This is a genomic window from Enterocloster sp. OA13, assembly GCF_022440595.1.
GTDB lineage: Bacteria > Bacillota > Clostridia > Lachnospirales > Lachnospiraceae > Enterocloster > Enterocloster hominis.
On the sequence record NZ_JAKNTF010000001.1, the window covers coordinates 4,755,437 to 4,777,999 of the forward strand.

Annotated in this window: 16 protein-coding genes and 2 pseudogenes; 6 read left to right on the forward strand and 12 right to left on the reverse strand. The window is 45.7% G+C overall.

All coding sequences use genetic code 11. The annotated features are described in order from the left end of the window. Window positions 1-24: 24 nt before the first annotated feature. Window positions 25-1,125 (reverse strand): UDP-galactopyranose mutase, encoded by a 1,101-nt coding sequence (gene glf, locus MCJ35_RS21055; protein ID WP_025485453.1) that lies wholly within the window; start codon window positions 1,123-1,125, stop codon window positions 25-27. A gap of 502 nt (window positions 1,126-1,627) precedes the next feature. Next, window positions 1,628-1,867 (reverse strand): annotated as a pseudogene (locus MCJ35_RS21060) (relaxase/mobilization nuclease domain-containing protein); the annotation flags it as partial. A 172-nt stretch (window positions 1,868-2,039) separates the two neighbouring features. On the opposite strand from MCJ35_RS21060, the gene MCJ35_RS21065 reads away from it, so the two are divergent. The 4 genes and pseudogenes from MCJ35_RS21065 to MCJ35_RS21080 all read left to right on the forward strand — a co-directional run. Beyond that, complete coding sequence (locus MCJ35_RS21065) at window positions 2,040-2,852, forward strand: MerR family transcriptional regulator (protein ID WP_025485451.1); 813 nt, start codon at window positions 2,040-2,042, stop codon at window positions 2,850-2,852. Between the two features lie 102 nt (window positions 2,853-2,954). Beyond that, a complete protein-coding gene (locus tag MCJ35_RS21070) occupies window positions 2,955-3,431 on the forward strand; it encodes an SAM-dependent methyltransferase (RefSeq protein WP_025485450.1) in 477 nt (158 codons plus the stop codon). A 9-nt stretch (window positions 3,432-3,440) separates the two neighbouring features. Further along, on the forward strand, window positions 3,441-4,022 hold the full coding sequence (locus MCJ35_RS21075) for a GNAT family N-acetyltransferase (RefSeq protein ID WP_025485448.1): 582 nt from the start codon (window positions 3,441-3,443) through the stop codon (window positions 4,020-4,022). Window positions 4,023-4,343: 321 nt separating this feature from the next. Beyond that, window positions 4,344-4,651, forward strand: a pseudogene (locus MCJ35_RS21080) (site-specific integrase); the annotation flags it as partial. Between the two features lie 398 nt (window positions 4,652-5,049). Here MCJ35_RS21080 and treC read toward each other — a convergent pair. The 6 genes from treC to MCJ35_RS21110 all read right to left on the reverse strand — a co-directional run bounded on the left by treC (window position 5,050) and on the right by MCJ35_RS21110 (window position 14,957). Beyond that, on the reverse strand, window positions 5,050-6,795 hold the full coding sequence (gene treC / locus MCJ35_RS21085) for an alpha,alpha-phosphotrehalase (RefSeq protein ID WP_025485446.1): 1,746 nt from the start codon (window positions 6,793-6,795) through the stop codon (window positions 5,050-5,052). A gap of 84 nt (window positions 6,796-6,879) precedes the next feature. Continuing rightward, window positions 6,880-8,853, reverse strand: a complete 1,974-nt coding sequence (gene treP, locus MCJ35_RS21090; protein WP_025485445.1) for a PTS system trehalose-specific EIIBC component — start codon at window positions 8,851-8,853, stop codon at window positions 6,880-6,882. A 675-nt stretch (window positions 8,854-9,528) separates the two neighbouring features. Beyond that, a complete protein-coding gene (locus MCJ35_RS21095; protein WP_025485443.1) occupies window positions 9,529-10,890 on the reverse strand; it encodes an ABC transporter substrate-binding protein in 1,362 nt (453 codons plus the stop codon). Between the two features lie 23 nt (window positions 10,891-10,913). Next, the gene (locus tag MCJ35_RS21100) at window positions 10,914-13,253 is read right to left on the reverse strand and encodes an RIFT barrel domain-containing protein (RefSeq protein WP_025485441.1); all 2,340 of its coding nucleotides are present in this window, start codon (window positions 13,251-13,253) and stop codon (window positions 10,914-10,916) included. Window positions 13,254-13,281: 28 nt separating this feature from the next. Continuing rightward, entirely contained in the window at window positions 13,282-14,112 is an 831-nt protein-coding gene (locus tag MCJ35_RS21105; RefSeq protein ID WP_025485440.1) for a carbohydrate ABC transporter permease, read from the reverse strand. Further along, window positions 14,112-14,957: a carbohydrate ABC transporter permease gene (locus tag MCJ35_RS21110; RefSeq protein WP_353656083.1), complete on the reverse strand. Its 846-nt coding sequence runs from the start codon at window positions 14,955-14,957 to the stop codon at window positions 14,112-14,114. Before MCJ35_RS21110 ends, MCJ35_RS21105 begins: the two co-directional genes overlap by 1 nt. Before the next feature lie 210 nt (window positions 14,958-15,167). On the opposite strand from MCJ35_RS21110, the gene MCJ35_RS21115 reads away from it, so the two are divergent. After that, the gene (locus tag MCJ35_RS21115; RefSeq protein WP_025485438.1) at window positions 15,168-15,908 is read left to right on the forward strand and encodes a response regulator transcription factor; all 741 of its coding nucleotides are present in this window, start codon (window positions 15,168-15,170) and stop codon (window positions 15,906-15,908) included. Beyond that, window positions 15,905-17,701, forward strand: coding sequence for a sensor histidine kinase (locus MCJ35_RS21120; protein ID WP_025485437.1), 1,797 nt, complete (start codon window positions 15,905-15,907; stop codon window positions 17,699-17,701). Before MCJ35_RS21115 ends, MCJ35_RS21120 begins: the two co-directional genes overlap by 4 nt. On the opposite strand, the gene MCJ35_RS21125 is transcribed toward MCJ35_RS21120, so the two are convergent. From MCJ35_RS21125 to MCJ35_RS21140, 4 genes are all read right to left on the reverse strand, one after another. Further along, window positions 17,698-20,019 carry an RIFT barrel domain-containing protein gene (locus tag MCJ35_RS21125; RefSeq protein ID WP_025485436.1) on the reverse strand — a complete coding sequence of 774 codons (2,322 nt, stop codon included), beginning with the start codon at window positions 20,017-20,019 and terminating at the stop codon, window positions 17,698-17,700. The genes MCJ35_RS21120 and MCJ35_RS21125 overlap by 4 nt on opposite strands. Window positions 20,020-20,148: 129 nt before the next feature. After that, window positions 20,149-20,871, reverse strand: coding sequence for a trehalose operon repressor (treR, locus tag MCJ35_RS21130; protein WP_025485435.1), 723 nt, complete (start codon window positions 20,869-20,871; stop codon window positions 20,149-20,151). 86 nt (window positions 20,872-20,957) lie between these two features. Next, complete coding sequence (locus MCJ35_RS21135) at window positions 20,958-21,713, reverse strand: TraX family protein (RefSeq protein ID WP_025485434.1); 756 nt, start codon at window positions 21,711-21,713, stop codon at window positions 20,958-20,960. Beyond that, the gene (locus tag MCJ35_RS21140; protein WP_025485433.1) at window positions 21,710-22,531 is read right to left on the reverse strand and encodes a Cof-type HAD-IIB family hydrolase; all 822 of its coding nucleotides are present in this window, start codon (window positions 22,529-22,531) and stop codon (window positions 21,710-21,712) included. The genes MCJ35_RS21135 and MCJ35_RS21140 overlap by 4 nt, the downstream gene beginning before the upstream one ends. Window positions 22,532-22,563 lie beyond the last annotated feature (32 nt).

The window sequence follows — 22,563 nt, forward strand, 5'->3', positions numbered from 1 at the left end:
CCTCATCCAACATTTCCAATGCTTTCACCCAAAGATTTCCTCTGCCCGTTTCATGGCTGATTCAATCACCTTATCCATGTCATAATACTTATATTCTCCCAGACGGCCGCCAAACAATACATGTTCCTCCGCCCTGGCCAGTTCTTCATAGCGGCGGTACAGCTCCTGGTTCTTCCCGTCATTGACCGGATAATAAGGCTCCATGCCCTCCTGCCAGCTGACCGGGTATTCCCTTGTGACCACGGTCTTTGGCTGGGTGCCGAATTCAAAATGCTTGTGCTCAATCATCCTTGTATACGGCGTCTCCCTGTCCGTATAATTGACCACTGCCACGCCCTGGTGGTTCTCCTCGTCAAGCACCTCAGACTCAAAGCGCAGGCTGCGGTATTCCAGCTTGCCAAAACAGTAGCCATAGTAGGCGTCAATGGTTCCGGTATAGACCACGGTACCTCCCATGCTGTCATAATGCTCCCTGTGCTCCAGGTAATCCACCCCGGTCTCAATATCGCAGCCCTCAAACAGCTTATCTATGATGGCATTGTATCCGCCAATGGGAATGCCCTGGTATAAATCATTAAAATAGTTATTATCATAGGTATAGCGCACGGGTATGCGCCTGATGATGAATGCAGGCAGTTCCGTACAGTCCCGGCCCCACTGTTTCTCCGTATATCCCTTGACCAGCTTCTCATACAGTTCCCGTCCCACCAGGCTGATGGCCTGTTCCTCCAGGTTGCGGGGTTCCCCCTGTACCTCTGCCTTCTGCTTCTCAATGATGGCCTTTGCCTCATCCGGCGTGGAGATTCCCCACATCCTGCTGAATGTATTCATATTAAAAGGCATGTTGTACATCTCGCCCTTAAAGTTTGCCACAGGGCTGTTGGTATAGCGGTTGAACTCAGCCAGACCGTTGACAAATCCCCACACCTTCTTATTACTGGTATGGAAAATGTGGGCGCCGTACTTGTGCACATGGATTCCCTCCACATCCTCACAATATATATTACCGCCTATGTGGTTCCTTTTTTCCACCACCAGGCATGTCTTCCCGCTCTTTTTCGCATACCAGGCAAACACGCCTGCGTAAAGCCCGCTTCCAACTAATACATAATCGTAATGCTTCATTCCGGATTCTCCTCCTTCGGACACCACCCCCTGCTTCAGAGGGGTTTTGCTTTCACAATTGTACTATGTTTTGGCGGAAATGTAAATGATGGCATGGCACATCAGCAATCAAATAGAGAAGCACAACACGCCACCAGACAGGCGGCGTTACCTATTCCCACACGGGATAACAGGAACGCCGCTTTTTATGCCCTCATCTCATGCAGTAGGGGCAAGGGGGGTATACCTTTTCCCTCAAAAACACCTTTCTACCGCGTGACAGGACTCGGAAAGCAGCGCCCGGTCTTATTATTTTTTCGAAACGCTGCTAATTTTAATTATAAAATTATTCTCGTGCCGTTCCCACTTTGATTGAGAAATAGATGGAAGATTAAAAACTTTCACCATATTATCTTTTAATTCATTAATCCGTGCGGACATTTCAGGGTTATCTAACTTTATACTAACTCTATTTAGGTTAATAGCACTATGAATATTTTTAAATTCAACTTTAGGTAACAATTTCCAACCGCCGCAATAATTTCTCAAAGCCTGCCACTTGGGGAATGAGCGCGTCAACGGCAATCTTTATCTTCCCTTTCCAACTCGTCCCCGTCTTTTCCGTTTGATACTCTGCATAGCTTTTACCCTTGCTGCCTTTACCCGGAACGACAACGGATAAGCCGTGTTCCCGGCACAGCTTGTCGCTCATGTTCCGTATGCCGTAATATGTCCGCTTGTTGGAATTATACTTCACTTTGTCCTGCTTCATATTTTTCACCCTATTACATTTTGCCGTTCATCTTTCTTATTTAGACATGAATACACATATCATAGCATTGATAAGAATAGAGCATATCATTAACTTTCAGAAATGCAAAATCGGCTTGAAGTGTATGAAACTTCAAGTATAATTATATGCAGATGGTGATAAGATGTTTAAAATAGGTGAGTTTTCAAAGATAGCGCAAGTATCTATTCGTATGCTTCGGTATTATGATGAAGTAGGGCTGTTAAAGCCGGAAGAAGTCGGCAAATGGACGGGGCACCGAATGTACTCGGTAACTCAAATACCCCGCCTAAATAGAATAATATATTTGCGTGACATCGGTTTTAATATTTCTGAAATTGCGCTTGCACTCGAAATGAATGATTGTTTACTACTTGAAACCCTTGAACAAAAGCGATTTGAAATTATGGATACCATACAGAATGAGCAGGAAAAACTACGGAAAATCGCGATTGCTAAAAACGAAATAAAAGAAAACAAAGGAGAACTTCATTACAACATTTCCATTAAAGTAATCCCGGAGTATCAAGTGCTTTCTTTACGAAGAATTGTTCCTACATACTACTCCGAGGGTGATTTATGGAATGAACTTTCTGCTTTTGCCAAAGAACAGAAGATAGAAATATCCAGTCATACTTTTTCTGTTTATCACGACACAGAGTACAAGGAACAAAATGTGGATATTGAGTTATGCGTCCCGGTAAGTAAGCTATGTAAAGATATTGCCCCATTCTGTTTCCGTATTATCGAGCCTGTCCCCGTTATGGCTTGCACAATGGTATATGGTGACTTTTCAAATATCAAAGGAGCGTATATTGCTTTTGCTGAATGGCTGCAAAAAAACAGTAAATATCGAATGTCAAGCCCTATGCGGCAAATTGTGCATAGGGGATCGTGGAATGAGAGTAATCCGGCAAAGTACCTGACTGAAATCCAAATACCGTTGGAACTTAGTTAGCAATGTCCTGCAAAAATGCAGGGCATTTTTATTTTACCTCTTGTATCTCACATGATGTGAGGTATTATACTGAACTCAAAGCAGAAAACGAGGAGGTACAACATGAATGATTATCAATTAAAACCTATTGGAAAGGTAAAGAATGATGACAGCGGAGCATTTATTGAATTAGAGCCGGAGTATATTCCCGGACTGCAGGCATTAAACGGATTTAGCCATATCAACGTAGTATGGTGGTTTAGTGATTGTGATAATCAGACAGACAGAAATATATTACAAACCGAACAGCCCTATAAAAATGCACCAACAGTAATGGGCGTTTTTGCCACAAGGTCGCCAGTCCGCCCTAACCCTATTGCTTTGACAACATCAGAAATTATCAGCATTGATTTTAACAAGGGAATTATTCGGGTTACTTTTATTGACGCGAATGACAATACTCCCGTGTTAGATTTAAAGCCGTACACACCGAGTTTTGACAGAGTAGAAGCTCCCGGTGTTCCTGCATGGTGCAGCGAGTGGCCGAGAAGCACAGAAGCGTCCGGCTGCTTTAATTGGGAGCAGGTATTCAATTTTTAAGGGGGCTTTATGAAACTGAAAGATTATGTTCAGAATAAACCGAAACTTGAAACGGACAGGCTTTTATTACGTCCTTTGCAATATGATGATGTTGCCGATTTGAAAGAATGGATAGGCGACAGATCATTATATCAATATTGGGGGAAACGTCCCGGAAAAAGCGACTTAAATCCCGAATTGCTATTTCAAAAAAAGGAGCGTCCTACAAAGAGTTTCCATTGGGGGATTGTTCATAAAAAGGACGATAAAGTGATAGGTGAAATGTGGGTATATCTCATTGAAAATGACCGCATGGCAAAAGTGGCTTACCGTCTTTCTCCAATTTATCAAGGACATGGTCTTATGGCAGAAGCCTTAAGAAACGTAGTGATTTTCTGTTTTGAAAAAACAGAATTACAACGGCTATGGTCTGATGTTCATGTTCTAAATATCGCGTCATATAAAACACTGGAAAAAGCAGGATTTAGGCGAGAGGGGCATATTCGGAGCGGAAAAATGGTAAATACTTATTGCGATTATTATTTATATGGTATGACGGGAACCGATTATCATGAAACAGAAAGTATGACACAGCCACCCAACGGGAAATAAAAAAACCGTTGTTGAGGCGGTGGGGTTTTCATGCACCCAAACAAAATAAGGCGAGCCTATTTAAGTATACGGCGGTATCAAAGAGGTATCGCCGTGTTGCTTTTGTATTAACGGCTTTTGCAAACAGGCGTTGAATCGGGAAGCTATGAACGCCCACAGGGACACAAAGCGTCAGCAGTTACGCGAAGTTACTTTTTCCGATTTGTTGCCACAGGAAGAACATCAGCTCCACGTTTGCGACCAGTATTTCGCAGATGATGAAGCGGAACAGTTCGCTTAAAGCTGCCTTTTACACAGCCATACAGGACGATTGTATTCGGAAAAATCCGCATGAGCGCAGCCGTATATGAAGCGTTCAAGCGTGTGCTGAAAAACAGAGGGCGGACAAAGCCTATCGTTATCGACGGGTACGGGAAATTCCCTTTCCTTAACCGAAACGGCTTGCCAAAGGTGGCAGCAAATTATGAAATTATGTTCAGGGGGCTTGTGAAGAAGTACAACAAGTGCCATGAGAAAGCATTACAGTATATCATGGGACATTCCAACATCAACATGACGCTACACTGAACTATAACGCTCATGCAACTTCTGACAGTGCATTAGCAGAAATGGAACGGCTGATTGCTTAGTAGTAAATAGAGGTTTTACTACTCTTTCTACTACCTTTGAACGCAGAAACATGAGGCGATATGAGAATATTTAAGAACATCTTCCGATATGAAAGGTGCCGGAAAGCCTGTAAATACAGGCTATACCGGCATATAATAACTTCTAAAAAGATAATCAAAAAGTATAGTTTGATTTAATAATAAATCAGGCGATAATCCGATATCTATAGGCATGTCTGGCGCTTACCTATTCTTATCTGATACAAATCCTGAAATTCCTTAACCGCATTACAAGACCAGTCTTCTTTGAAATTGAATATGCTTTTGCTACCGTAGCATCTGATTCCTTTGTGAAAGAGAAGTGTATTTCAAGGTTCGAAGGCTTATGACGGATATAGACAAGATGCTTAAAATATTTTTTATTTGTCACGCATATAAACAACGCTTTCATAAGGGCGGAGACATGTAATCATCCGGCTGTCCTGAGAACCGCCTTCCTGCTCCCTGTTTCCCGTCCCTGAAGCATCTCCCCCGTCCGTAATATCCGCCTCATCCGCAGCATCTGTTCCAACTTTAACATCTGCCTCATCCCTATAATTACTAACCAAAAGCCTCCACCCCGTCCGGTCAAAGGGTTCCGTCAGCCCTATCACCTCACCAGCCATGTTATGGAAGGCCATCAGCTCGCTGCTGCCGTCAAAACGCCTGTATGCCAGAATCTGTGGATGGCTGCGGTCCACGAATTCTATCTCCCCTTCAGCAATCACGGGGTACTCCTTGCGCAGGGCGATAAGACGTTTATAGTGGCTGAGGATGGAATCTTCATCCTGCTGCTCCGATTCCACATTGATATACGTGTGGTTACGGGGAATGCCAATCCATGGGGCCACATCCGAAAAGCCTGCCAGTTCTGAACCGTCCCACTGCATGGGCGTCCTGCCATTGTCCCTGGAGCGTTCCTGAAGCACATGGATGGCCTCCTCCCTGGTGCTCCCCTGGTCCTGAAGGATTTTATAGTAGTTAATGCTCTCCACATCCCTGTACTGGGAAATGTCATCATAGTAAGCATTGGTCATGCCCAGTTCCTCACCCTGGAACACATAAGGGGTGCCCCGGAACATATGGATGGCGGTCGCAAGCATCTTAGCGGATTCCTTCCAGTACTTCCCATCATCCCCAAACCTGGAAACAGCCCTGGGCTGGTCATGGTTACACCAGAAAACCGCGTTCCAGCCTCCGCCCTCCTGCATGCCTTCCTGCCATTCCATGAACAACCGCTTCAGTTCCCTCAGGTCCGGCTGCATCAGCTTCCACTTATCCCCGTCTTTATAATCCACCTTCAGGTGATGGAAATTAAAGCACATGGACAGTTCCCTGTCCTCAGGACGGCTGTAGCGGATGCAGTTGTCCAGGGAGGTGGAGGACATTTCCCCAACCGTCACCATGCCGTCAATCCCGGTATCCCTTGTCAGCTCCTGAAGATACTCATGGACATGGGGGCCATCCGTATAGAAACCGCGCCCATCCCCTATACTGTCATCCCCGAATATCTCCGGCTTGGATATAAGGTTCACCACATCAAAGCGGAATCCCCTGACGCCTTTATCCTTCCAGAACCGGATAACCTCCTTAAGTTCCCGGCGTACCCTGGGGTTATCCCAGTTTAAGTCTGCCTGGGTCACATCAAACAGGTGCAGATACCACTTTTTCAGGTGCGGCACATATTCCCATGCACTGCCGCCGAACTTGGACTGCCAGTTGGTGGGCGGGGCGTCCGGCTCCCCGTCCCGGAAAATGTAGTAATCCATATACTCAGGATCACCCTCCATAGCCCGTTTGAACCACATATGCTCCGTAGATGTGTGGTTAAATACCATGTCAAACATACATCCCATATCCCGCCTTCCGGCTTCCCCAATCAGTTCCTCCACATCCTCCATGGTGCCGAACATGGGGTCCACGGACAGGTAGTCGGCCACATCATAGCCATTGTCGTTCTGGGGGGATTTGAAAAACGGGGTCAGCCATATATAGTCAATTCCCAACTCCTTCAGGTAATCCAGGCGGCTGATTACCCCCCTTAAATCCCCCTGCCCGCTGTGCGTGGTATCCTGGAAGGATTTTGTATATATCTGATAAATTGTGCTGCTTTTAAAGTCTCTCATGGATGGCTCCTCCTTCATACATACAGTCCATGTACATTTTCCTTTTATGTTCCACTGCTTCCCGCCGTGCCGGGCCAGTGACCGTCAGACACATTCCAGAAGCGCCACCGGGTCTTTGCCCGCCCTGGCATGGATACCGGACTTCCAGTCAATGGACGAGGCGGTACCGGGGTTGGTCACTACCATGATGACCATGTCGGGATGTCCGGCAGCCTTAATTTTGTCCCGGCTAAAGCGGATAAGGCAATCGCCCGCATCCACCCGGTCACCGGCCTTGACCAGGGCCTCGAACCCGTCCCCTTTCATCTCCACCGTATCCAGTCCTATATGCAGCAGTACTTCCATGCCATTGTCAAGCATCAGGCCGCAGGCATGGAGACTTCCCTCCATGACGACCGCCACGGTCCCTGGGGCCGGTGCCCTCAATACCTCATTCTCCGGGATAATGGCAACGCCGTCACCCAGGGCCTTGGATGCAAATACCTGGTCCGGCACTTCTTCCATGGGAATGACCTGACCGCTTACGCAGGCGGTAAGCTGGCTGGCGGCACAGGAAGTTGCACAGGCAGCAGGCTGGCCGTCTGCACATTCAGCTGGCTGGCTGACAGGCACCGCCCCCTGGACAAGCCCTTCTTTTACAGCGCCAATCCCTTTCCTCTTACCAATTATGAATGTAAGAGTAAACGGTATCACAATCACGATTGCCATTGCGATTGAAAATATGCCCATATAATGCGGGTTAATGGACAGGATTCCCGGTATGCCGCCTACGCCGATTGCATTGGCCTTTACGCCGGATACAACGGACAGCACGGCCGCTACGGCTGAGCCAGTCATACCACAGATAAATGGGAATCCGTACTTTAAGTTCACACCGAACATGGCTGGCTCCGTAACGCCCAGATAACAGGAGATGCAGGCCGGAACCGATATTTCCTTTGCCTTGGCATCATTTTTCTGAAGGCAGACCATGGCAAGGACGGCTGAACCCTGGGCAATGTTGGAAAGTGCAATCATGGGCCACAGGGTGGTGCCGCCAAAGTCGGCAATCAGCTGCAGGTCAATGGCATTGCTCATATGGTGGAGTCCTGTTATCACAAGGGGCGCATAGAAAAAGCCGAATACTCCTGCAAACACTCCCTTAAATGAGGACGTCAGCCCTGCGTTGACAAGGTCGGATATCACACCGCCAATCTTCCATCCGATAGGGCCAAGGATTCCGTGGGCGACAATAACGGATATGAGCAGGGAACAGAAGGGGACCACTATCATGGAAATCACTGCCGGACATATTTTCCTGAAAAACCGCTCCAGGTACACCAGGGTAAATCCGGCCAGGACCGCAGGGAGCACCTGGGCCTGGTATCCAATCATATCCACCTGCATAAAGCCGAAATCCCACTTGGGTATCTCTGCCGCTGCCGTGGATGCCACGCTGTACGCATTCAGGAGCTGGGGCGAGACAAGGGTGATTCCCAGCACGATTCCCAGGGCCTGTGTGGTCCCCATCTTCTTGGTGATGGACCACACAATACATACCGGGAGGAAATGGAACACGGCCTCTCCAATCAGCCACAGGAAGCTGTTCATGCCAGCCCAGAACACGGATATCTGGGTCAGGGTCTTGGTCCCCCCGTCAAACAGTGCAATCTCCCCGATGATATTGCGGAATCCCAGAATCAGGCCGCCCACGATAATGGCCGGAATCAGCGGGGCGAATATCTCCGCCAGACTGCTCATGATTCTCTGAAGCAGGTTCTGGTTCTGCTTGGCCGCGCTCTTCACCGCCTCCTTGGATACGCCCTCTATCCCTGCAACCGCCACAAAATCATTGTAAAACGTACTGACCTCGTTTCCGATAATCACCTGGAACTGCCCTGCCTGGGTAAATGTCCCCTTGGCGGAGGGCAGCGCCTCAATGGCACTGGTATCCGCCTTTGACGGGTCGTTCAGCACAAACCGCATCCGTGTGACACAGTGGGAAACAGCGGCTATATTCTCCCGTCCCCCCACATATGCAAGCAGTTTCCTGGAATCCTCAGTAAATTTCCCTGCCATAAATACCTCCTCAGACTGAAATGTCTTTTCTTGAATAAAAAATTTAATGCATCTGCCTCTCCATCTTGTTTAAACAAGTTTTTCATATTTAAATTATATCTTGTTTAAACAAGTTTGTCAAGAGATTTTAAAATTTAATTACCGGATATATGGGACCAGACAGGGCCTAATGGACGGGGCCTTAAGACTTAGCAGGATAACAATAGGCTGCATGCAGACTGTGAAATGAGCTGCTGACAAAAATAAAAGAGGACTTGAAAAAATCAAGTCCCCAGTATATAATTTATTAAGAAGTAATCAAAGGACTTCGGACCGTCCGATGATTGCGCTTCGGATAACTGGGTAATTTATAGTTACACGCTATCCTCTATTGCGAGTAGAGGATAGCTATTTTTTGTTCTGATGGTTATCTATGTAAGCAAGTGCCGTGAAAATCACCAGCACCAACGTCAATACCTCAAGCGTATTCATGCCACATTTCCACCTTCGTTTATTTCCGAAGGAAACCATCAGACTATCCTCTGACTCCTGTTCAACTATACATAGATATCCTATCATGGATGATGCGCAGATACAATGATAATCATGATCATGAAGAGGTGTCCCAGGAATGTATACGTTCCCGGGACACCTCTTTTCTGAGGGATAAAAACGATCGATAGAGTTTCCGTCCTGCTATCGTAATGTTGATAAAATATCCTCAATCAAGGTCATCGCCTGATCCGCCGCAGTTTCCACCTTCGTGGAGTCATAGGAAACCACCTCCACCGCGTCAATCAATACCGCTGTTATCTCTGCATTCGTGGAAGCTGTATTTTCGTAAAGCCCGGCATTTTCCTGTGCATACTGTGTTGCAATGATAACACTTTCATTTAAAACACCGGCCTGCATACACGCATCCTGAACTGCCTTATAGGGAGGAACTCCTCTGCAATCCCCCAGTTCCTTGCCCGCTTCTTCATCAGTCAGAAGAAAATTCAGAAAGTCCGCAGCCACCTCCGGATGCTCACATGTCTTTACAATCGCATACAGTTGTGAAGGTTTTACAACAATGGATGTGTCCTTTGCATCCCGGTGCATGGGAAGTCCCGTAGGCACAAAGGTATCTTCGGAATCAGAGGTTTCACTAGCTATAAGAGATGTCCATGATAATCTGGAGGTCAGTTTCCCGTTAATCCAGTCCGGATTCGTCCAGGTTGCATTTAAAAAGGTATTCCCCTCAGCAGCCGGAACAGCTACCCCTTCGGTATACAGACTGGCGGCATACCCCAACGCATCCACCAGATTCTCCCTTGTAAAGCCAAGATTAAAATTATCGTCAATCAGGAATTTTCCGGTTTGCTGGATTATATATGGACGCATTACAAACTCCACCATATCGCTCTTATCGATATTCAGAAAATACATTTCCGGATTCTTATCGTGTACGGTTCTGCCAATTGTAATCAAATCGTCCCATGTCCAAGTCGTATCCAAACCAGACGGTATGTCAAACCCGTCCAGCTTGGTCTTATTCATAATGTAACATCTGGCATTAAGACCACTTGGAAGTGTTATCAGGGTTCCGTTATATGTACAGTAATTTTCAATCAATTTTTTATCAAATCCCTCAATATCAAACCCATACTGTCCCAAATCCACAAAAAAATCGCCATTGGAAACAAAATCCCCCATCCACGGTGGATTCAGCTGTACAATATCCGCCGACGTACCGCTGCCCAGTTCGGTCGCAACTTTTTCCCGTTCTGACTTTCCCCTGTATTCCGGCTCGATTGTCACATTGGGATGTTTGTCCTGGTACATTTCTATTACTTTTATAGTTTTTTCGTGCCGCGCATCATTGCCCCACCAGGCAAAGCGAAGCGTGACCGGTTCCTCTGTTGCAGGAGTTTCTGATACTGATTCTTTCCGTGTATCCCCTTCCTTTGTTTCAAAAGCAGCTGTTGTTTCCTTGGTGCCTGTTGTACATCCAGACATAGTGGATGCCAGCATGATTCCTGAAAGCATTATACATACCATTTTATTCATTTTTTTCATACATACCCTCCTGATTCAATTGTTTATTCCCTGTTTTTCAAATACCCAAGTTCCACAGCCCGATGGTAATAATGTAAAAGAGGGAGCAGGGTCTGGGCGCACCTCTTTGGTCCGGACGGACAATCATAAATCACTGTATACTCATCATATTTATACTTTGAAAAATCATATAAAGGCGGCTGGTTTTCCTTCGTTATCCATTTAAACATCCCAAGCCCCTTCTCCATATATATCTGTTCCCCAGTAAGCTCATAGGCAATGGCAAGGCTTTCCAATACCATTCCATTCAGATTCAAAAACCTAACAGCTGGAAACTGTTTTCCAAAGAACACATCTGCCCTGGGAATATAACAATAGCGTATGATATCATCCACCACGGTTATAATAGTCTTTTTTATATCCTCTGACCGACAAACCTGATAATATTGATAAAGTCCCACAATACCCACGTGCATCATAAAAGGAACACGATCCATATAATTATCAGGATATGGTGTTGTCCATGTCCCCAGCTCTTTTGCCCATTTCAGGTATACATCCACAATGGATTCACAGGCCTTTAACCATCTCTGTTCCCAAGTCTCACGGTAAAGAGCCATGAACGCCCTCATTGCCCAGCCAATCTCACGTGGTTCTACCGTGGCAGTAGCATGATAGATAGGTAACTCCATCAATTCCAATAACCCCTGACCAATGGAATTTGCCGCCTCCAAACCGCAAGGGTTACCTGTCAGGTGATAATAATCCAGAAAACCCTCAACCCATTGATGGCTCGGTACCGGCTGTCCGCTAACATGGTCTACACTATGCGTATACAAAAGCCCTGTCCTGTTCGTCTGGCCACTATAGTGGCAGAAATCCACATCATACCAGTGCTCCGCAGCAGCTTTCATGTAATCAAAGTATCTCCTATCTCCAGTTCTTGCCAACATGACCATAAAATTATGGGGCATATCATATTCGTTATTAATCCAAATCAGTTCTCCCTTGGATCTTCCCTGTTTGATATACTCCCATTCAGGTCCATCGCCAAAGTTCAAAATCCCCAGCCCCTTGGCCCTTGAATCCACATAACGGTATAAAAAACGTTCCGTTTCATGGTGATAACGGTTAGAAACATATGGGTCAAATACTGCCGCATCCATGTAAACTTCAGGCTCCAGCACAGGCAGCGGAGGCATCTCAAACTGATGCACCCTGTCTACAAGCATCCTGTCTTCCAATTCTACCTCATGAAAATACAAATAGAATCTGGAAGTTTTTGCCACACCCTGAGGTACCTTGAGCATAGGATTATATTCCGGAAGGAAACTGATGCTGATTCCTTTCCCAGATGTCTCTAATGCTTTGGGGAAATTCTGGTACGCCTGATGAATACCCGCCGTAACCGCATAATCCCGATTCCTCCAATCTGCTGCAAAAATACTGAAAAGCACTTCTGGAAACATCTCATTTGCAGTATCCATGATTGTATCCGCAGTAATTATTTCTGACAGCGGTTCTTTATCCCCCTTTTTTACATGGTAATTAAAGCTGGATGTGTAAATACCATATCTTGCCTCCTCTCTGCCCTCCCCATTCCCTGGCCTGATTTCCAGTTTCATTTCCCTTATTACCTCATAGGGATAATCCTTATTATATTTAAGGCCTGCCTGTTCATTATTGATAACCATGCCCTGTCTGCCTGCAGCGGATTTGTCATCCTCTGTGTTAATAATCTGATAGTCCGCCAGAATCCATGGTTTCCCAGCCCATATGGTTATTATCATGGAATAACCAAACCAGCTATTTTTTCCTGAATAATGCTTCCCACTGGTTCTCATCATCACCCTGACCGGTCCATTTTCAATCATTTCCCATCCGCCGGCTCCTATTTCTACCTTAAACCCTTCCCCCTTCTGATTCTTAATTACCGGCCCAATTACCTCGTCCGAACTATATGTATGTCCAGGTGTAACAATTCTATGGAACAAGCATCTTTGACCTGTTTTTGCCAGTTCTATACGCATATATCCATTATCAATGGACGTATACCCACCTTCCTGCTTCACATAAACAACCGGAAACCCTGTACTTTCTGCGCCCTTTTGCTCTTCTGACAGGCAAAGCTCATAATCAGCCTCTTTATTTGCAGGTAAATCTCCAAGGAAATGAACCAGCAGCCACTTAATAGTTCCATCCTCCCAAAAGGCTGTCGCAGAAAACTGCGCGGGATAACACCTGCCTTCAGGATGACTTTTTAATTTAAGATAGTTCAAATTTCCATGGGATAGTTCTCCCTTTGGAAACGGGACAGCCACTGTGGCCGGCTCCAATTTTTTATCATATCTGGATACAATTTCAAAATGTATTTTTTTCTTCATTGTCCCCTACCTCTTCTCTTATCCAGTCTCACCCCTTTAATCCCGTGGTGCTGATACCTTCAACAAAGTACTTCTGTGCAAAGAAAAACAATATAATTAACGGCAGGATGCTGATCATGGACATAGCCATCACTTTATCCCACTGCACTTGGGCAGCGGTGTCAAGAGAGGCCCTAAGTCCAAGTGAAACCGGGAATTTTTTAACTGAACTGATATATATCAAAGTATTAAAAAAGTCATTCCATGTCCACATGAATTGGAATAGACCGGCTGAAAACAATGCTGGCTTTATGAGGGGCAGCAAAATTTCAAAATAGACTTTCAGGGATGAACATCCATCAATATATGCCGCCTCATCCAGTTCCTTTGGTACCCCCCGGAGAAACTGTATAATCATGAAAATGAAAAACGGAAAGCAGGCAAATATGGCCGGAAGATAAAAAGGCCAGTATGTATTCAAAAGTCCCGCCTTATTAAAAATCAAATACCGTGGAATAATGATAACAGAGTTTGGCAGCATGAGCGTGGAAATCATAAGTGCGAAAAAAAACTTTTTTAACGGAAACCTGAACCTGGCAAAGCCGTAAGCAACAAACGAACAGGAGAATACCGTCAGAATCACGGTAGGGATTACCATCACAAATGTATTTTTAAAATAAGTGGCAAAGGTAATGTTACCCACTCCCTTCCACCCTCTCGCAAATGCTGAAAAGCCAAAGGAATCAGGAAACAGCTTCGTGGATCCCAGTATTTCTGCATTGGTTTTAAAACAGGCAAAAAACATCCAGATAAAAGGAAAGGTTATAATCAGCCCTACCGCCGCCAGAAGGACATAGGCTATTACATTGTGCTTTTTCATTAAAAGTCACCTCCATCTTCATAATAAACCCATGCATCGGAGGATTTAAAAATAAACATGGTAAAAACCAATATGATGGCAAACAGGACCCAGGAGATTGCAGATGCGTATCCCATCTTAAAGTTGCTGAAGCCTTCGGTATACAGTTTCATTCCGATTAAATAAGTGGACTTAAGAGGACCTCCATTGGTAATGACAAATGCGGAGGTGAAATTCTGCAGTGCATTGATTGTCTGCATGATTAGATTGAAAAATATAATCGGTGTTATGATGGGAAGGGTTATATAGAAAAACCGTTTCATCTTCCCTGCCCCGTCAATGCTTGCGGCCTCATGAAGATCAATGGGAATCTGCTTTAGTGCGGCAAGGAATAACACCATCGATGAGCCAAACTGCCAGACCTGCAGCAGGCATATGGTAAACATAGCCGTTCCTGCCTGTCCCAGCCAGTTGACAGCCGGCAGCCCTATAAGTTCCAGAAGCTTGTTCAAAATCCCATCTGACATAAACATCAGGCGCCATAGCGCGGATACCGCCACACTTCCTCCAAGAATGGAGGGAATATAATAAACCGTCCTAAAGCCATTGATACCTTTCAGCTTCATGTTCAGGATTAGGGCTACTATCAGGGCAAATAAAAGTTTACTTGGAACGGAAATCAACGCATATTCCATTGTAACAAGAATTGATTTCTTAAAATCCGGATCTATGGTGAAAAGACGGATGTAATTACCTAAACCAATGAATTTGGGCTGTCCCAGTACACTATATTGGGTAAATGAATAATATAGTGAAGCTAAAAACGGATACATCTGCAAGAACAAAAAGCCAATCAACCAAGGCATGATAAAAAATAAACCCCTATAGTCTTTTAGCCTTCTTTTTTTCTGATTATTGACCATATATTTTGTGGCTTTCATATAATATCCCCCCTGGCCATTATTTCTTTACATTTTTTATAGTATCTAATATAATAATGATATAATTTATCGCGAATTCTGACAAGAATTACAAACAACGAAATGGTATCATTATCTATCTGTTTGGAGGAATGTATGTACAAGTTGATTATCGTAGACGATGAAAGCAGTATATGTGAAGGCATAGCCGCCTGCTATCCATGGGCCGAGATGGGATTTGAGGTATCCGGTACATTCCCTAATGGAAAAAATGCTCTGGACTACATAGAACGCTATCTTGTGGATGTAGTTTTAAGTGACATCCGCATGCCCAAAATGGATGGTTTGGAACTGGCAAGCGCTATTTCTAAAGGTTATCCTAATATAACGGTAGTCCTTTTAAGCGGGTATGCGGAATTTGAATATGCCCAGGAGGCACTGCGTTTCGGGGTAAAGGAATACATCCTGAAACCAATTAAATATGATACAATCATACGGGTTTTTTCTAAAATACATGAAAACCTGGATAGTTCCCGGGGAATCCGCAAAATAGATGAACAATCACCAGGGTATTATGACCTAATTGTTGACCAGGTAACCCGGTATGTGGAGGAGCACTATCAGGATGCCAATCTGGAGGATGCCTCAACCCTTGTCAGCCTTAGCCCCAATTATCTCTCCAAAATTTTCAAGCGGAAAAAAGGAAAAAACTTTTCGGAATATGTACTTGATGTTAAAATGGAAAAAGCAGCAGGATTGCTGAGGAATATCACCTTAAAAACATATGAAGTGGCAACTGCGGTGGGATATGATAATCCCAAAAATTTCTCCCGTGCATTTAAACAATATTGTGGAAAGACCCCAAAGGAATTCCGGGAGCAGGAGTATCCTCTATGAAAAAACAATTTTTTCGGTTAAAATTCATCATGTTCATAAGCTTAACGCTGATACCCATCTGTATTTTCGGATTCATTTCTGTATTTTTCATCAATATGAAGGTAAAACAGGAAGCCGAAGCTAAAACCATGGCCATCACTGATTTAATGGAACAATCCTTCAGTGAACTGACAAATACACTGGAATTTTACAGGGTCACAATGAACTCAGATGCGCAGCTTCATCTGGCATTAATCCAGGCCCTGAATAACGAACATCTTGACATGGAAATGATACAGAGGCTGGAACAGTCCATGCAAAATATCTATTATTCCCAGAGCACCAAGCCCTATATCCAGTCCCTGTATATCACAATGCAGGACAGCCCTTATTATATCAATGGCCTTAACCGTGAACGGTTCTCTGACTCAATCGATAAAAACTGGGCCGGCATCATGGATGGACGGGAGGAATCTGCTTACATACAGATTCGCCACATTAAAAAAAATAAATTTGATACCCATACAATCCCAACCGTAACCGTATACCAAAGAATGAAGTACAACGAACTTATGGCCGTTAATATCAACCAGGATTATTTTAACAAATGGCTGAATTCCGTCGCTGATTACGATGGGCAGGTCCTTATGATTTTAAGCCCGGATGGGCAGGTGCTCTTTTTTAATAAGAACGCCGGTCTCCTTCCTGAGGACATTAAATCCCAGGCTCTTGCCTATACCGCCGGAACCCAGCCGGATAATCTTCTTTTAAACGGGTATTATATAAGTTCAGAAACATTTCCAGGAAACTATGGTTTCCGCTACGTGTCCATGATTCCCCGCAGTGAAGTGTTTGAACTTTCCAACAAAATCCTGCAGCTGACCATTGGCGCAGGCTTATTGAGTATTTTTGCCTCTTCGGTGCTGGCATATTTTTTTACACGTCGTGATTACCAACAGATTTTTCAAATCATCGAACTGTTTGACCAAGCGGAAAAAGGCGAATTCCATTCCCAAAATGAGTTAAAAACCGTTCCCAACAGTCCGTATTTCCACATTATCAATAATGTGATTCATCTATTCATGTCCCAAACATATCTGAACGTGCAGCTGGATGCCAAAAAATATGCCCTGTCAACCGCCCAGTTGTCTGCGCTCCAATATCAGCTGAATCCACACTTTTTATTTAATACCCTTCAGAGTATTGATTTGGAGATTTTAAAAGCGTGCAGTAAGCCCACCCCAGCCAATCAGATGATTCTGGAACTCTCCTCCCTGCTGCGCTATTCCCTTGACGCCCCCATGAAACCGGTAACCGTGCAGGAAGAAATAGCCGTTACCAAAAACTATATCGGACTGCAGTCTTTTAAGTACCGGGACTATTTCCATGTCACCTGGGAATATTCACAGGACATACTGGATTTTCCCATACTACGTCTGCTGCTTCAGCCCATTATTGAGAATTCCATCATCCATTCAGGCAAAGCCGCGCCTGAAAAATTATGGATTAAAATCAAAATCCGACGTAACAATGGATTTCTTTCATTTTATATTATTGATAACGGTTATGGAATTGACAAAAAACGCCTGGCAGACTTACAGCAGGCGTTGACGGAAGAACAGGTAGACAGCTCTGGAAAACATATCGGTTTGAAAAATATCAGCCAGCGTATACGCCTTGCATATAAGAACGGCTATGTCAGACTCCAAAGCAAAAAGGGAATGGGGACAATTGTTGAATTAGGCGGGATAGGGTATTTTGCGAATGGTGCAGCCGGAATATATCCATCCGCAAAACTCCCGCCTTCTATTTAAAATCCTGGTTCCAGTATCCCCAGTTCCATCACATACTTATAAAAGTGCAGAAATGGAATCAGGGATTGGGCGCAGCGTTTTGGTCCCACAGGACAATTATATATGACCGTAAAAGCATCCCGCTTTATCTTTGAGAAGTCATAAACCGGCGGTAGGTTTTCAACTGATATCCATTGAAACATCCCCATCCCCGCGTCGATATATTTCCGGTCCCCCGTAAGCTCATATGCAATTGCCAGGGACTGTAGTGCCATTCCGTTTAAATTGAGATAGCGGACTGCAGGTGACTGCTTGCCATAAAAAGTCCCGGCCCGTTCCACATAGCACTCCTCCATCATTTCGTTAATCACGGCAAGGACAGTCTCCTTAATACGCTCGTCCGGCCGCAGCCTGTAATATCCAATAAGGCCTACAACTCCTACATTAATCATGAACGGCACCCTGGCAAGATGGTTGTCCGGATAAGGCGATGTCCATGACCCATAAGCATTGGCCCATTCAATATAAACCTCCACGATTGGCTGGCATGCATCCAGCCAGCGTTCCTCATGTGTCTCCTGATACAAGGCCAGGAATGTCCGCATGGCCCATCCAATCTCCCGGGGTTCCACCTTTCCCGTAGTCTGGTATAGAGGCAGCTTCAGCAGCTCTATCAGGCGGTTCCCGATAGTCATGGCTGCTTCGTACGCCAAATTGTTTCCTGTGAGATGGTAGTAGTCCAGAAACCCCTCCACCCATTGATGGCTGGGAACCGGCTGTCCGGTCACATGATCTACGCTATGGGTGTATAATAATCCATATTTGTCAGGATTCTGACTGTAGTGACAGAAATCCACATCATACCAGTGTTCTGTAGACGCCTTCAGGTAATCATAATATCTGGAATCACCTGTTCTGGCAAGCATCAGCATAAAATTATGAGGCATGTCATACTCATTGTTAATCCATACATCCAGTCCTTCTGAACGCCCCTGCTTCATATATTCCCACTCCGGCCCATCGCCAAAGTTCATCATTCCTAGTCCCTTTGCCCTGGAATCCACATAACGGAACAAAAAACGTTCCGTACTATGATGATACTGGTTGGATACCAGGCTTCCAAACACACCCGCATCACTATATACCTGAGGATCCAAAACCGGTACCACCGGGCGCTGAAACAACAGTTCCCTATCCACAATCCGATCCTCCGTCATATCCTGTGTACGGAACGAAAGATGGAATCTGGACGTTCTGGCCGCGCCCTGAGGCACCTTCAGCATTTCCCCGTATTCTGGGGGCATTAGCTTAAGAACGATTCCATCCCCGGAACTCTCAATTGCTTTTGGGAAATTCTGGTATGCCTGATATACACCAGCTGTAAGAGCATGTTTTTCATCCTGCCAATCCAATGCATAAATGCTAAACAGGACTTCCGGAAACATTTCATTTGCCGTATGGATGATGGTATCTGCTGAAACCTGATGATAAAGACGCTGGTCCCCCGTTTTTTTCTCAGCTGTATAGTGGAAACTGGATGTAAAAAGTGTATGGTGAAATCTATTTTCTTTGCCGCACCCAGGATTAATCCGAACCTCTATCCCCTTAACGTCCTCATATGCATAATCCTTGCTATACTTAAACCCAGCCGCTTCTGCATTCAATTTAAGATTATAATGTTCCCTGTGCGCCTTATCTTCCTCACAGTTAATAAACTGGTAATCAAATTTAAACCATGGCTTATTACGGTATGCATAAATAAAAAGATTATAATCAAACCAGCTTTTCCCCTGGTCATCATAATGCTTACCCTTTGTACGAAGAACAGCACGGACCGGCCCCTCCTCCAGTATATCCCAGCCTTCATCCCCAATATGGACCCGATATTGCCGGTTGTCCTTATCAATCATATACGGACCGGTCACTGCCTTTTCGTCATACAGGCACCCACCTGCTTCAATCACTGAAAAAATGTGGTCTGAACCTGCCGGATTAAGGACAGCTCTCACACTTCCCGTATCAATCAATATATGCCCATCCTTCACAAAAACAATTGGAGAGAGCGGACGGATTTGGACATCTTCCTGGCAGAACCAATAGTCAACCGCTTTGTTGGCTGGCAGATCCGCCAGGAAGTTAATAAGAAGCCATTTAATAGAGCCATCCTCCCAGTCAGCAGTCACCTTATACTGAGCCGGATAGAGTTCCCCTCCTTTCCTGATTGAAAACCGTGACAAATCTTCATAATCTGCTTTTCCTTTGGGAAATGGAATCGCAACCGATACAGGCTCTCCCTTCTGCTCGTATTTTGACATGATTTCAAAATGAATTCTTACCATAGCGCCCTCCCTATGTATGATACTGCATCACAACAGTATTCCAATAGTACCTACAGGAATATCATAGCATAGGGAATCATACATAGAGAATACCACAAGAAATCAAATGGTATCATAATCAGCCCTTTTCTATTTCCCCCTATGTGCCAAATCATAGAACACAAACCGGTCCGGCCTGTGCCGCGACTGGGTAAACTCAAACATGACGCCCTGGGCGTTGTATGTCATGCTGCTCACCACCGCCATACAGTTGTACCCCTTCATGTCCAGATACGTCTCGTCGATCTGGTTCATGCGTTCCACGGTCATCTTCCGCTTGGTGGTCACGATGCTCTCCCCCAGTTCCTGCTCCATGTACTCATAGATGGAACCCTCCGCAATCTCCCGGGTCAGGTTTTTCACCACGTCCTTCAGGAAATAGTTATGGTCAATGATCAGCGCCTCCCCGTCAATGTAGCGCACCCTCTGGATATAATATATCTGGGCGCCTATGGGAAACGTGGTCCTTTTCTGGATTTTTTCATCCACCGCAAGTTCGGCAAAACAGGCCACATGGGTTCTGTAGCTCTTTTTATTCCTGGCCACCGCCTCCTTCAGGCTCTCAATCCCGCTAAGAAGGAACTCCGACTGTTCCTGGGGCTGGTATATAATCTGGACCCCCTTGCCGTGGATGCTCTGCACATATCCTTCCAATGCCATCTGTCCGATTGCCCTTCGTATGGTATTCCTGGAACACTCAAATTCCCTGACCAGCATATTCTCCGAGGGCAGCATTTCCTGACAGGCATATACCCCATTCTCAATCCTGCCCCGCAGTTCCGTATATATCTGGTCATACTTCGTCTTAGCCATATCCACCTCACTATCCTGCATCCTCCCGGTTTACAGGAAAATGCACGCTTATACTAACACTTACACTGATTTTACCCTGCCGTCCCTCACATCATTGGAATGTTAAGGACAAGCAGGCGGATTAAGAACAATACCAGCAGGTGAAGGGGATAAAACCAGTAAAATATATATTTATTCCCCTGGCGTCCCTTCTCCCCGCTGTACATGAGCAGGGGGACCGCTGCCAGCGCGCCTGCCCCCATCCCTGCTCCCAGGGTATCTGCAAAGGACACCAGGCAGCCTCCCGCCACCCTGGCCGTACGGTCCTTCCTCAGAAGGTAGAATGCCGCTATCATCAGCATACCGCCCGCGCCGTAATCTGAATCCATAAGCCAGGTAAACCCGCAGGCGGCCGCTAGCACCAGCGCCATGTAAATATTCCTCCTGGCATCATAATAAGCTTCCGCCTTCTTAAACCCATGAAGCATCACAAGCCCTGCCGCCAGTTCCACATATATATTCCGGCTGCCTCCAATCCACCCATTGTACACTGCCAGAGAAAAGGGGATTTCCGACACAGCTGCAAATACAATCATGCGCAGGCAGTATTTCCTCCAGTCCCGGGTGTGGAGGAATCCCTCTGTCAGAAGGAACCCATATATAGGAAATGCTACACGCCCCAGAATCCTCATGCCATAAGCCACATTGCCAAGGGTATCCGGATTGATTGTCCACAGGAAACCGCCCAGCGCGCCCCCGCTTTCCCCATACTCCAGCCAGTACTGCAGTATCACAAGCCCTGTATGGTCAATCAGCATGGTAACCATGGCAATCCATTTCAATGCATTGCTGCTGAGCTTCATCTGAAATCCTCCTCAAGCGCTGCCAAAAGTCCCTGGTGGTCATTATCCAGTGTCACATGTGCCGCGCTGCGCCGTACCACAAGAGGCGCATTGGCCATGGCGTAGCTGTTTTTAACAGCCCTGAGCATGTCCATGTCATTGCATCCGTCCCCAAAGGCAATCACCTCGTCCAGGCTAACGCCGTAATGGCTGCAGAGGAAACCCACGCCCCTGGACTTACTCACCCTTCCATCCATCACTTCCAGATATACCGGCGATGAAGATGCAATGGACAGGTCCGGGAAATGTCCCTTCAGGCGTTTCTCCAGCCTCTGAATTGATTCCTCCTGCCCCATGAGGAGGAACTTGTGCACGCCCCGGTCCGCTGCGAATACTTCCCTTATGTCCCCGTTCATGGCCTTCAGTCCTGTAATCTCCTCTTCCTTCCTGACCCAGGGACTGCTGTCATCATCCACCACCCATCTGCTGCCCCCATAGGTATTGCAGCAGATTTCAGGAAATTCCTTCCCAATCAGGTCCTTAATCCTGACAGCCAGGTCCAAATCCATCTGGCAGCTGTACATTGTATTCCCGTCCGCATCCCGGATTAATGCCCCGCTGTAGCACACCATGGGCGCCCGGTTGCCAATCATGTCCTGGATTGTGGTCATTCCTTCGGGCATCCTGGCCGAGACCAGGACAAAGGGGACGCCTTCCTTTTCCAGTTCCAGGATCTTCTTACGGGTCGGCTCCGGTACCTGATGGCTGCTGTTTAACAGGGTGCCGTCAATATCACTGAAAATCATCTTGTATTTATGGGATGTTCGGACAGCTATCATACAGACTCCTTTATATTACGCGGTTATACCGC

Excerpts from the sequence above, each read along its gene's own strand:
- glf (WP_025485453.1), bottom strand. The coding sequence starts at position 1,125 with ATGAAGCATTACGATTATGTATTAGTTGGAAGCGGGCTTTACGCAGGC.
- MCJ35_RS21065 (WP_025485451.1), top strand. The coding sequence starts at position 2,040 with ATGTTTAAAATAGGTGAGTTTTCAAAGATAGCGCAAGTATCTATTCGT.
- MCJ35_RS21070 (WP_025485450.1), top strand. The coding sequence starts at position 2,955 with ATGAATGATTATCAATTAAAACCTATTGGAAAGGTAAAGAATGATGAC.
- MCJ35_RS21075 (WP_025485448.1), top strand. The coding sequence starts at position 3,441 with ATGAAACTGAAAGATTATGTTCAGAATAAACCGAAACTTGAAACGGAC.
- treC (WP_025485446.1), bottom strand. The coding sequence starts at position 6,795 with ATGAGAGACTTTAAAAGCAGCACAATTTATCAGATATATACAAAATCC.
- treP (WP_025485445.1), bottom strand. The coding sequence starts at position 8,853 with ATGGCAGGGAAATTTACTGAGGATTCCAGGAAACTGCTTGCATATGTG.
- MCJ35_RS21095 (WP_025485443.1), bottom strand. The coding sequence starts at position 10,890 with ATGAAAAAAATGAATAAAATGGTATGTATAATGCTTTCAGGAATCATG.
- MCJ35_RS21100 (WP_025485441.1), bottom strand. The coding sequence starts at position 13,253 with ATGAAGAAAAAAATACATTTTGAAATTGTATCCAGATATGATAAAAAA.
- MCJ35_RS21105 (WP_025485440.1), bottom strand. The coding sequence starts at position 14,112 with ATGAAAAAGCACAATGTAATAGCCTATGTCCTTCTGGCGGCGGTAGGG.
- MCJ35_RS21110 (WP_353656083.1), bottom strand. The coding sequence starts at position 14,957 with ATGCCTTGGTTGATTGGCTTTTTGTTCTTGCAGATGTATCCGTTTTTA.
- MCJ35_RS21115 (WP_025485438.1), top strand. The coding sequence starts at position 15,168 with ATGTACAAGTTGATTATCGTAGACGATGAAAGCAGTATATGTGAAGGC.
- MCJ35_RS21120 (WP_025485437.1), top strand. The coding sequence starts at position 15,905 with ATGAAAAAACAATTTTTTCGGTTAAAATTCATCATGTTCATAAGCTTA.
- MCJ35_RS21125 (WP_025485436.1), bottom strand. The coding sequence starts at position 20,019 with ATGGTAAGAATTCATTTTGAAATCATGTCAAAATACGAGCAGAAGGGA.
- treR (WP_025485435.1), bottom strand. The coding sequence starts at position 20,871 with ATGGCTAAGACGAAGTATGACCAGATATATACGGAACTGCGGGGCAGG.
- MCJ35_RS21135 (WP_025485434.1), bottom strand. The coding sequence starts at position 21,713 with ATGAAGCTCAGCAGCAATGCATTGAAATGGATTGCCATGGTTACCATG.
- MCJ35_RS21140 (WP_025485433.1), bottom strand. The coding sequence starts at position 22,531 with ATGATAGCTGTCCGAACATCCCATAAATACAAGATGATTTTCAGTGAT.